Annotated in this window: 9 protein-coding genes; 5 read left to right on the top strand and 4 right to left on the bottom strand. The window is 64.8% G+C overall.

Annotation, left to right across the window (positions count from 1 at the left end):
- The 3 genes from EH209_RS23450 to EH209_RS23445 all read right to left on the bottom strand — a co-directional run.
- A partial coding sequence (locus tag EH209_RS23450; protein ID WP_164722119.1) for an aromatic ring-hydroxylating oxygenase subunit alpha occupies window positions 1-401 on the bottom strand: 401 nt, incomplete at its 3' end.
- Between the two features lie 105 nt (window positions 402-506).
- The gene (locus EH209_RS25320) at window positions 507-908 is read right to left on the bottom strand and encodes a DUF7344 domain-containing protein (protein WP_449271928.1); all 402 of its coding nucleotides are present in this window, start codon (window positions 906-908) and stop codon (window positions 507-509) included.
- Window positions 909-998: 90 nt separating this feature from the next.
- Window positions 999-2198, bottom strand: a complete 1200-nt coding sequence (locus EH209_RS23445) for a hypothetical protein (protein ID WP_126665215.1) — start codon at window positions 2196-2198, stop codon at window positions 999-1001.
- Between the two features lie 228 nt (window positions 2199-2426).
- Between EH209_RS23445 and pabB the strand changes: the two genes are divergently transcribed.
- Together pabB and EH209_RS23435 are read left to right on the top strand one after the other, a co-directional pair.
- The gene (gene pabB / locus EH209_RS23440; RefSeq protein ID WP_126665214.1) at window positions 2427-3944 is read left to right on the top strand and encodes an aminodeoxychorismate synthase, component I; all 1518 of its coding nucleotides are present in this window, start codon (window positions 2427-2429) and stop codon (window positions 3942-3944) included.
- Window positions 3941-4561: an anthranilate synthase component II gene (locus EH209_RS23435; RefSeq protein WP_126665213.1), complete on the top strand. Its 621-nt coding sequence runs from the start codon at window positions 3941-3943 to the stop codon at window positions 4559-4561. Before pabB ends, EH209_RS23435 begins: the two co-directional genes overlap by 4 nt.
- Window positions 4562-4581: 20 nt before the next feature.
- On the opposite strand, the gene EH209_RS23430 is transcribed toward EH209_RS23435, so the two are convergent.
- A complete protein-coding gene (locus EH209_RS23430; RefSeq protein ID WP_126665212.1) occupies window positions 4582-5577 on the bottom strand; it encodes a succinylglutamate desuccinylase/aspartoacylase family protein in 996 nt (331 codons plus the stop codon).
- A 90-nt stretch (window positions 5578-5667) separates the two neighbouring features.
- Here EH209_RS23430 and EH209_RS23425 point away from each other — a divergent pair, with 90 nt between their 5' ends.
- From EH209_RS23425 to EH209_RS23415, 3 genes are all read left to right on the top strand, one after another.
- Complete coding sequence (locus EH209_RS23425; protein WP_126665211.1) at window positions 5668-6405, top strand: creatininase family protein; 738 nt, start codon at window positions 5668-5670, stop codon at window positions 6403-6405.
- A gap of 960 nt (window positions 6406-7365) precedes the next feature.
- The gene (locus EH209_RS23420; protein WP_126665210.1) at window positions 7366-8259 is read left to right on the top strand and encodes a bifunctional methylenetetrahydrofolate dehydrogenase/methenyltetrahydrofolate cyclohydrolase; all 894 of its coding nucleotides are present in this window, start codon (window positions 7366-7368) and stop codon (window positions 8257-8259) included.
- Window positions 8260-8432: 173 nt separating this feature from the next.
- Window positions 8433-10991, top strand: coding sequence for a GcvT family protein (locus EH209_RS23415; RefSeq protein ID WP_126665209.1), 2559 nt, complete (start codon window positions 8433-8435; stop codon window positions 10989-10991).
- Window positions 10992-11011: the final 20 nt, after the last annotated feature.

Below are 11011 nucleotides of genomic sequence, written 5' to 3'. Positions count from 1 at the left end.
TCGTCGAAGCTCTTGGGCGTGCTTTTGAGTTCTCCCTCGAGGTCGTACGTCCAGAGGTGGTACGGACACTTGATTCGCTTTGCATCGCCGGGGTCGGTCATCGGCGTATCCTCGACCATCTTCGAGCCGCGGTGGGCACAGACGTTGTCGAACGCCTTGATATCGCCGTCGTGACCGCGGACGACGATCAGTTGCCGATCGCCGATCGTCCGCGTGAAGTACTGGCCGGGATCGCTGATGCTGTTGGCGTGGCCGGCGTACACCCAGTACTGGCCGAACACCTTCTCTTTCTCCATCTCGAAGACGTCATCGTCGGTGAAGTAGCGAGCCGGCAGCGCGTTCGATTCCTCCGTGATGTCCTCGCTCACCGATTTCGTCTGTGAATCGTCCCACTGTGTCATACGGTACCAATAACACAATATAGCCTAAAAACTGTTGACCAGTGATATTGAACATGAATATAAGTGCACAACCGAGTTGGGGAGAGAGATCGGCTCGAGAGCGATTCAGTCACCGGGACCGATCGCCCGCCGGGCGATGTCGGACCACGTCGACGACCGATGCCGGTCGTCGCGAGAACTACGAACGAGGGGACTCGGAGAGGAACGTTCGGAGACGGTTCTCCGTTCGTTTTCCAGTAACGCGACTCGTCCCGTTTTGGAGAGGTAGCGGACGATACACGCGTCCTCGAGAATCACTAGGTGGACGTGCCGGAACGAGAGTACCACCCATTCGATCGCGTCGTCCGCGGGTTCGATCGCCTCGAACGTCGCGACGTCGCGTGTAAGGTCGTCGAGACCGATCGCGCCGCGATCGAGGATGGCGATTGCGGCCCGTCGAGACGAGTCGGCCGGTATCCTGTGTCGTATATCTCGGTCGCGAGCATCTAGTCTGTCCCGACGACGCATGGATGTAGCGAGTGCCAGAGGGAGGGAACAGAGGGAGAGGGGGCGGTGCGCACTGCCGGCGCTTCGGGAGTCGTCCCACGGTGGCTCGCGTTACTGGCCGTGGGTGACGCTCTCGCGAATCCGATCGGCAATCTCGTTTCGCGAGGGGGATCGCTCGGGGTCGGCCGAGCCGTAGACACGTTTCACGACGAGATCGAGCAGGTTCAGCTGCTCGAGCAGTTCGCGGGTCCGACTTCGCTCGAGGCTAAGCTCCCGGGTGACGTCGTGTAACGTCATAGATGACTCGATCGCGTCCATCAGTTCGTTGATTTCGACGTCTTCGGGAAGACCGATCCCGTCGGCGACGAGCTGTTTCTCCGGGACGGACGCGACCGAATCGTCGGTCATCGGCTCCCGTTCTTCAGCGACGGAGCAATCCTGCTGGCCGGTCGTCGTTTCCGAGCCGTCGGTCGTCGCGTCGTCCTCGTCCGGCGCGGTCGTTTCGTAGGACGTCGGCTCGTGGATGCCGGCGTCGATCATATATCGCCGAACGGTCTCAGACGCGACGTCCATCTCGAGTACCTCCGCCATCGCGGTGAACGTATCGAAGGAGTCGTACAGACACTCCAGGTACTCGACGTCGTCGTACGGCGGCAGGTCTTCGTTCCGTGCGGCCGCGAGTGCACGCTCGGTCTCGTCGTCGATCGCGACGTCGCTCGTCACCGCGTTCGGAGCCGAATCCGAGGCAGATCGATCGCGGGACTCGAGCGCGCGTTCGTCCTCGCTTTCGGTCGCCGATTCCGGCTTTGACTCGCCGGTCGTTACCGCCCCTTCGAGCGAATCGGCCGATGTCTCGCGATCCGAGCGGTCGCGCTCGATTGAGTCGGTCGATTCGCTTCCGCTCCCGTCGGACTCGGTGTTCCCGTTTACCGTTTCACTGCTCGGCTCCGCGTTCGCCTCGAGACCGAGGGCGAACGTGACGACGACGGTTCCCTCCGAGGTAACCGTCGCTTCCTCCGTGACGAGCGACGCGTCCGCGGGCGCGAACTCGTCGATCTCCGGCACGACTGACGGCGGAAACTCAAGGCAGAGACCGCCGTTCTCCTCGACCGTCGCCGCTCGTGGTGTCGCCTCGGCCTCGCTGGACGCCACTCCCGTTGCCGAACACAGCGGAACGACGACGTCGACCGCGATGCTCGGTTCATCACCGTCCCCTCGAACCGTTGCGTCGACGCGATGGATCTCGCCCCCGGCCGCTTCGTATCGTTCGATCGTTTGAGAGATCTTCTCAATCGAGCCACTGACTCCCATGATATTAATAATCATCCGGTCATTTGGCATAAGGGTACATGAGGAATAGCCCACCCCTTTATATGTCCCCCGGTAAACCCATCCGAGAGCGGTAATACTCCCCGATCTCCAGGATACCCGTTATATCGTGGTCTGTCTACTCGCGGCACAACATTTTTATACCCTCCGCTTGCCCTCCTGATACGAACGCTTCCGGGACGGCGGTCGGTTCCGGTAGCGGGTATCCCCATGAGCACGATCACGGTTATAACCGACAGCGAATCGTTTGTAGAGACTGCCGAGAGCGCGCCGAATGGCGCTCGCGTCCCGGTCGAAGTACGCGCTTCCGTCGCCGATCCGTTCGACGCTTATTGCAGGGCCCGGACCGACGAGGCCGACGGGTTCTACCTCGAGACGACCGGCGGGCAGTCCGGTTGGGGCTACTTCGGTGTCGATCCCGTCGAACGGGTTCGAGTAACTGCGAACGCGGTCGATCGGGACGGCGGGAGTCCAACGATCCGAACGATCGACGCGCTGCTCGAGCGCGAGCGGTTGGTACGCGGAGACTGCTCGGTTCCGTATCCCTGCGGTGCGTTCGGCTGGCTCTCCTACGACGTCGCCAGAGAACTCGAGTCGTTGCCGTCGACGACGACCGACGAACGCGGGTTGCCGCGGCTTCAACTTGGCGTCTTCGATCGGGTCGCCGCGTGGCGCGAACCGCGCGACGACGACGGCGAAACGGAACTACGAGTGACCGCCTGTCCCGTGGTCGACGACGATCCCGCCGACGCCTACGAGACCGGTCGAGCGGGGGCTCGATCCCTGGCGCAGGCGGCGATCGACGGCAGCGAAGCGGACCGCAGTCAGCCGGTCGACGCGACTCGGGCCGCGTTCGAGAGCGAGTGCGGTCGGGCGGCGTTCGCCGACCGCGTTCGGCGAGTCAAGCGATACGTTCGCGACGGCGACACGTTTCAGGCGAACGTCTCCCATCGACTCGTCGCCCCGGCGGCCGCCCATCCGGTCGACGTCTTCGACGCAGTCCGACGCGTGAATCCGGCTCCCTACTCGGGACTGCTCGAGTTCCCGGGCGTCGACCTCGTCAGCGCGAGTCCAGAACTGCTGCTCGAGGTTCGCGACGGCTCGCTCGTCACCGAACCGATCGCCGGAACCAGGCCCCGCGGGCGGACGACGGCCGAAGACGAGCGACTGGCGGCCGATCTCCGCGACGACGAGAAGGAACGCGCCGAACACGCGATGCTCGTCGACCTAGAGCGCAACGATCTCGGGAAGGTCAGCGAGTACGGTTCCGTGTCGGTGACGGACTATCGCCGCGTGGACCGGTACTCGGAAGTCATGCACCTCGTCTCTCTCGTCGAGGGAACCCTGCGAGACGACGCGAGCATCGCCGACGCCGTCGCGGCGGTGTTTCCGGGCGGCACGATCACTGGCGCGCCGAAGCCGCGGACGATGGAGATCATCGACGAACTCGAGGCGACCCGACGCGGTCCCTACACCGGGAGCATCGGGATCTTCGGCTTCGACGATCGGGCGACGCTGAACATCGTCATCCGGACGCTGGTCCACCACGACGAGGAGTACCACCTGCGCGTCGGTGCCGGCGTCGTCCACGATTCCGTTCCCGATCAGGAGTACGACGAGACGCTCGATAAGGCACGGGCGCTCGTAACGGCGGTCGACGAGGCCTTGGGCGAACGGGCGTCGTTCGCCCTCGAGACCGCGACCGATGCGGTCGGTGATGCGGGATGATTCTGGTCGTCGACAACTACGATTCGTTCGCGTACAACCTCGTTCAGTACGTTACCGAGTCGATCGCTCCGGCGGGCCCCACGGCGACGCCACAGGACGTCGGCGAGTTCGACGACGTGATCGTCCGACGCAACGACGAGATCGACCTCGAGGGCGTCCGTGACCTCGATCCCGACGGGATCGTCGTCTCCCCGGGCCCCGGGACGCCCGCCGAGGCCGGCGTCTCCGTCGATATCTTCGCCGAGACCGAGTACCCAACGTTCGGCGTCTGTCTCGGGCATCAGGCCCTCTGTGCCGCTCACGGGGTGTCCGTCGGACGCGCGCCCGACGTCGTCCACGGAAAGACGTCTGCGGTGAACCACGACGGAACGGGGCTGTACGACGGCGTGCCGAATCCCTTCGAAGTCGGTCGGTATCACTCGCTGGCAGTCGAGCGCGACGACCTGCCGGCGGAACTGATCGAGACCGCCCACACCGACGACGATCGGGGGGTCGTCATGGGCGTTCGCCACGCCGAGTTACCCCACGTCGGCGTCCAGTTCCACCCGGAGAGCATTCTCACCGAGTCGGGGAAACGCATCGTCGAGAACTTCTGTACCTCGATCGCCCGCGGCTGAACCGGACCATCGACGGCCGGTCACGCTCGCTCCGCGATACAGGCGACCTTCTCGCCGGCGGTCACGACGGACTCGCGGGTGAGCGAGTAGATCACGCCGGCGTCGGTCGTCGTCACGCGCTGGCGCTCCTCGAACGACGAGGGACAGTACACCGTCCCCAGTTCGGTTCCCGCGGACACGCGATCACCGACGGTGACCTCCGGATTCGGTTCGAAGAGCCCCGAAGCGTCGGTACCGATCCGTCCCCCGTTGTTTCGGAGGATCGTCTGCGACGGCGTCGGCGCCGGTTCCTCGCGGAGCATCCCCAGTTCCCCGAGGACATTTCGGAGCCCGCGGACCCCGCGATGTGCCGCGTCGTGATCGATCTGACGGCTGTTCGAGAGTTCCGGGACGATCGCCGGAATTCCGGCCCGCGCGGCGGCCGTTCGAAGTTTGCCCTGATACGGCTCGTCGTCGTCCGCGTCGTCGCCGTCCCCCGTGCTGTCGTCCGTTTCACTGTCGGACGGCACGTCGGTCAGGAGATAGTCGGCCCCGAACGTCGCCGCGAGGGTCCGTGACTTCCGGTTTCCGGGCTGGAATCTGACGTGCTCGAGCATGTCCGGGGTCCCGGTGTGCAGATCGATCACGACGTCGGTCGACTCGATCAGTTCCCACAGTTGGGCGACGATCCGTTCCTGCAAGGTTCCCGCGTCGTCGCCCGGCCAGACGCGATTACAGTTGGAGTTGACCGCGTCGACCGCCTGCGGTGTGACGTACAATCCGTGATCGAACGCGAGCGAATTGACGACCGGCACGGCGATCACCGTCCCGGCGAGGTCCGCGGTCAGCAGGTGACGGTGCAACCGACGCAGCGCGGCCGTTCCGTTGAGTTCGATGCCGTGCTGTGCGGCCTGCACGTAGGCGGTCGGTCCGGCTCCGCCGTCGTACCGATGGACGGTCACCGCGACATCCGTCCCGGACGGCAAGCGAGCGAGACGGCGTTCGGCGGTCGTATGGGTGACGGTCTCGTGCTCCATACTCGTTCAACCCTTCGTTCGAACTTGTAAGTTTGCACGTCTCTCGAGGAGGTGATGTTTTATGCGACTACGCGTTCAGCGATCGGCCGTATGCATCTCGAGCGAGCGACGTGGACGGAGATAGACGCAGTCGAAACGGACCTCGCGCTGCTCCCGGTCGGGAGCACGGAGCAACACGGCCCGCACGCGCCGCTGGGAACAGACACGCTCAACGCCGAGACGGTCGCGGACGCGGCCGCGGAGCGGTACGAGGGGACGGTCGCGGTCGCGCCCGCGATCCCCGTCGGTATCGCCGAGGAACACCGGCAGTTCACCGGCACCCTCTGGACCTCGGAGTCGACGTTCAAGGCGTACGTCCGCGATATCGCCGGCAGCCTCGCCCACCACGGGTTCGATCGAATCGTTCTCGTCAACGGCCATGGCGGGAATACGAGCGCCCTCCAGGAGGTCGCCGGCCAGGTCACTCGCCGCGACGAGGCCTACGCCGTGCCGTTCACGTGGTTCGACGAGGTCGGCGAACACAGCTCTCGCATGGGCCACGGCGGGCCGCTCGAGACGGCGCTGATGCAGCACGCGAATCCCGGCGCCGTCCGTGAGGGCCGCCTCGAGGAGGCCGCCGAGAACGGGAGCGATCGCTGGGGAGATTGGCAGGGAAAAGTCAATCTCGCGTTCGACTCGGCCGAGTTCACCGAGAACGGCGTCGTCGGCGATCCGCGCGAGGCGAGCGCGGAGCTGGGCGAGGAGCTGCTCGACGCAGCGGCCGACGCGCTAATCGCGTTGCTGAAGACCGTCGCTGACCGGGATCTCGACCGCCCCGAACACCGGTGACTGAACCCCGCGCCCGCGACGGCGCGGCCGATCCCCGGCTCTCGACGAGACGGTCGTCCGTTGACGGTGTCGCCTCGATACCGCCGCCTCGAACGCCTGCTTCTTCACACTGATATCACTGTTATTTCTTCGGCCAATCGCGGCTCACCGGCGTCGGTCGCGAAGAACGTCCCGGTCACCGCGCTCCGGCTCTCGTACGCGGGTGAGCTCCGAACTCGAGCGCGTGCTGTCGTAACGTCGGCGGTCGTTCGACGACTCCGCCGAGCCACACTGCGGGGCGCGTTCTTCTGCTCCGTTGTCGCTTCTCACTCGTTCTCGCTCGCATAGCCGAGCGGGTCTCGATTCCCGTTCTCCGGAGCCACCGAACCACGGACCACGCCGTCGGTTCTCCGATGGTCCGCTGTCGCGTCTCTCAATAGCGATCGGATCCGCTCGGCGTCGCTCGTCGTGAAATATCGATTATAACTCGAGGCGACGCCATCGTCGTTCGACGGCCGAAGCACGAAACTGGAGAGGGTGTCTGGGATCTGGTTGAGGATGAGGACCCGGGACCGGGGCGAAGCCCGGGAGTTGGGACGGTATCTGGTCACGGTTGCAGACTCTTCCGTCCCGGTTTCGGCACCACAGTTCGGTGCCGTTCGGAGAGAGCGCACAGAGACGGATAGGGTTCCACCGCAAATACTACGGGTGTATAAACCGGCCCGCCGAATCCGACCGTGATATCGATCGCAGCGTGCGATTCGGGAGACGGACGTCTACTGAGGCGAGCCCGACTGCGGAGCGGAGTAGCAATCGACACGTGGATTAATTACCCTCCTCGGAAACCCTTTAGTCGACATCGTTGCGGGTCGATGCGGTCCGTCTCGACGAACGACGGCGCCGGTATCCGACGCGGTACCGGCCGTAGCGCCACGTCTCCTCGAGCGGACGCAGCCCGCAGCGATCGGAACAAGATCAGCTATGACACGGATCATCGACGGGAACGAAATCGCGGATCGTATCACGGCAGACCTGGAACCGTGCCTCGAGACCCTCGCGGACGCCGGCACGACGCCGGGGCTGGCGACAGTCCTGATGAGCGATGACGGCGCGAGCGAGACATACGTCTCGATGAAACGACAGGCCTGCAACGACCTCGGGATCGAGAGCATCCACCACGAACTCGATCCGGACGCGCCGGCCGACGCGCTGTTCGATCGGATCGACGAATTGAACGACGACCCGGCGGTCCACGGTATCCTCGTACAGTTACCGCTCCCGGATCACGTCGACCGGCAAGCCGTCCTCGAGCGGATCGATCCGCAGAAGGACGTCGACGGATTTCACCCGGAGAACGTCGGTCGATTGGTCACCGGTACGCCCCGGTTCAAGCCGTGTACGCCCCACGGCATCCAGAAACTGCTCGAGGCGGAGGGCGTCGAGACTGAGGGTGCGGACGTCGTCGTCGTCGGCCGGTCGAACATCGTCGGGAAACCGATGGCGAATCTCCTCGTCCAGAAGTCCGACACTGGGAACGCGACGGTGACGGTCTGTCACTCGCGTACGGACGATCTCGCGGCGAAGACGCGAGACGCGGACGTCGTCGTCGCGGCCGCCGGCGTTCCGGAACTGATCGACGGATCGATGCTCTCGCCGGGAACGACCGTGATTGACGTCGGCGTCAACCGCGTGGATGCGGACACCGAGAAGGGGTACGAACTCGTCGGCGACGTCGAGTTCGAGAGCGCGAAGGAGAAGGCCGACGCGATCACGCCAGTCCCCGGCGGCGTCGGGCCGCTCACGATCACGATGCTTCTCTACAATACGATCAAGGCGGCGAGTCTACAAGCTGACGTCGACGTATCGCTCCCGTGACCGGCGACGGAGACGCGGTCGCCCGGTCAAGCCGATGACGATGTCGCGTTTGCAAAAACGTATCAACTTTCTTTCCTGTTGTGGGACTCGCCGCGTGAAGCGGTCTCGATCGCCCGTTTCACTTAAAGCAGCGGTATATTTATGAGAGGGACTGTAGCATGTGTGGGTATCACATGAGCACCGAAAGCTTGCCTTCGAGAGCCGAGACAGTGATTATCGGCGCCGGGGCTGTCGGCTGTAGTATCGCCTACCACCTGACGGAACTCGGCGCAGAGGACGTGGTCGTCGTCGATCAGGGACCGCTTCCGGTAACCGGCGGTTCGTCGACGCACGCACCGGGAATCATGTTCCAGACGTCGCCGTCGAAGATCCAGACCAAGACGGCCCACTACACGAGCCGACTGCTGAAGGACGCGGGCGTTTACAACGAAGTCGGCGGCATCGAACTCGCCCGCTCCGAGGAACGGATGGACTTCCTCCAGCGGCGCGTCGAGTGGGCCACCTCGTACGGGCTGCCGGAGCCGGAGCTCCTCGAGCCCGAGGAAGTCACGGAGCATCTTCCGCTCGTCGACGAAGACGAGATCCTCGGCGGCTACTACTCGCCGACCGACGGGCAGGTCGCCGGGACCGACGCGCTGCAGTGGTACATCGAGACGTCGTCGGCCCGGTTCTTCGGCGACACCGAGGTGACGGACATCGAGACCAACGGCGGCGAGATCCAGGCGGTCGCCACCGACAACGGCCGCATCGAGTGCGATCGGTGCGTCCTCGCGACGAACAACTGGGCGTACCAGACCGGTCAAATGGCGGGCCTCGAACTGCCGATCACACCCGTCGAACACCAGTACGTCGTCACGGATCCGCTCGCGGAACTCGACGACGACGGTTCCGGCGACGTGATCGGCGACGCCACCGCCGGCCTTGAGGTCCCCGGCGATAGCCAGATCACGGAGTTCATGGCCCAGCCGCCGGACCGGCCGGTCGGTCGGGACCAGGACAACTCGCTGTACTTCCGAACGCACGGCGACGGCTACGGACTCGGCTCGTACAACCACGAGCCGCTAGTCGTCGACCCGGACGAGATGGGGAAAAACGACGAGGACAGCCAGGCATCGGTCCACAGTTTCACCGATAAGCATTGGACGAAGGCGACGCACCCGAACCGCGAGAAGTCGCCCCAGCAGGCATTCGACGAACTGCTGCCCGCGACCGAGGGCAAAGACTTCCGCGTCACAGAGAACGGCATCTTCGTCTACACGCCGGACGGGATGCCGGTGCTCGGCGAGACGGCGGCGGTCGACGGCCTCTGGACCGGGCTGGCGATCTGGTGGACCCACTCCGGCGGCTACGGGAAGATCCTCGCCGAGTGGATGGAGAACGGCGTTCCGCGGCTCCCGTCCGGACCCGTCGACACGAGCGGCATCCACGTCAACCGGTTCGAACCCCACGCCGGGAGCAAGGACTACTTCACGGACCGCGGCGGCAAACGGTACGAGCAGGTGTACAGCATCGTCGAACCGCGGTGGCAGCCCGACGACCACCGCGGGCTGCGCGTGAGTCCGTTCTACGGGCAACAGCAGGAACTGGGCGCCGAGTTCTACCAAAGCGGCGGGTGGGAGACGCCACAGTGGTACGAGTCCAACGCGGACCTCGTCGAGAAGTATGAGGAGCAGATCCCCGAACAGGACGGCTGGCAGGGGATCAACCGCTCCCCGATCGAGGGCGCCGAGCACCTCCACACCCGCGAGAACGTGTCCATGTTCGACATGACGACGTTCAGTTCGATCATGGTCGAGGGCGAGGACGCCGGCGAGTTCCTCCAGCGGATCTGCAGCAACGACATGGAGATCGACGTCGGAAAGGTTCGGTACACGACGATGCTGAACGAGGGCGGCACGATCATCGCCGACCTCACCGTCGCCCGCCTCGACGAGGACGAGTACATGGTGACTACCGGCGGCGGCAACTCGCCGGGTATCCACGGCTCCTGGATCGAGGACCACGCGCCCGACACAGTCTCCGTGACGATCGAGGAATCCGCGAAGTGTACCGTCGGACTGTGGGGTCCGAAGTCTCGATTGCTGCTCCAGCGAGTCACCGATGCCGACGTCTCTAACGACGAGTTCCCGTACTTCAGTTGCAAGCGGCTCTACGTCGGCGACGTCCCCGTGATCGCGCTGCGGGTCTCGTACGTCGGCGAACTCGGCTGGGAGCTGTGGGCACCCTCCGAGTACGGCCAGAAGCTTTGGAACACGCTCTGGGAGGCCGGTGAAGATCTCGACGTCAGGCCCATGGGCGGCGGCGCACTCGAGTCGATGCGCCTCGAGAAAGGGTTCCGCCTGTGGGGAACGGACGTCGACACCGACGTCGATCCGTTCGCCGCCGGCCTCCCCTTCGCCGTCGACCTCGACACCGAGTTCATCGGGAAGGAGGCGCTCGTCGAGGCCAAAGAAGAGGGCATCGATACCGAGGTCGCCTGTCTGACGGTGGACGATTCGACCGACGCGATGCTGAGCGGCCGGCCGGTGCTCGCTGACGGCGAGGCCGTCGGCTACGTTCAGGCCGGCGGCTACGGCTACAGCGTCGGCGAATCGATCGCCTACACGTACCTGCCCAGCGAGTACGCCGACGCCGGGACGTCGGTGCAGATCCAGTGCGAAGGGGAGACCTACGACGCGACGGTCCGCGACGAGCCCCTGTTCGATCCCGGTCGCGACAAGATCATCCGATAGCCGGTAGCGATCGCCGGCCA

The organism is Haloterrigena salifodinae (assembly GCF_003977755.1).
Lineage (GTDB): Archaea > Halobacteriota > Halobacteria > Halobacteriales > Natrialbaceae > Haloterrigena > Haloterrigena salifodinae.
The sequence above is the reverse complement of the archived record's forward strand: the minus strand, read 5'-3'. Positions and strand labels throughout refer to the sequence as shown.

Coding starts and splice junctions, on each gene's coding strand:
- pabB (WP_126665214.1), top strand. CDS start 2,427: ATGAGCACGATCACGGTTATAACCGACAGCGAATCGTTTGTAGAGACT.
- EH209_RS23445 (WP_126665215.1), bottom strand. CDS start 2,198: ATGGGAGTCAGTGGCTCGATTGAGAAGATCTCTCAAACGATCGAACGA.
- EH209_RS23420 (WP_126665210.1), top strand. CDS start 7,366: ATGACACGGATCATCGACGGGAACGAAATCGCGGATCGTATCACGGCA.
- EH209_RS23415 (WP_126665209.1), top strand. CDS start 8,433: ATGAGCACCGAAAGCTTGCCTTCGAGAGCCGAGACAGTGATTATCGGC.
- EH209_RS25320 (WP_449271928.1), bottom strand. CDS start 908: ATGCGTCGTCGGGACAGACTAGATGCTCGCGACCGAGATATACGACAC.
- EH209_RS23430 (WP_126665212.1), bottom strand. CDS start 5,577: ATGGAGCACGAGACCGTCACCCATACGACCGCCGAACGCCGTCTCGCT.
- EH209_RS23425 (WP_126665211.1), top strand. CDS start 5,668: ATGCATCTCGAGCGAGCGACGTGGACGGAGATAGACGCAGTCGAAACG.
- EH209_RS23435 (WP_126665213.1), top strand. CDS start 3,941: ATGATTCTGGTCGTCGACAACTACGATTCGTTCGCGTACAACCTCGTT.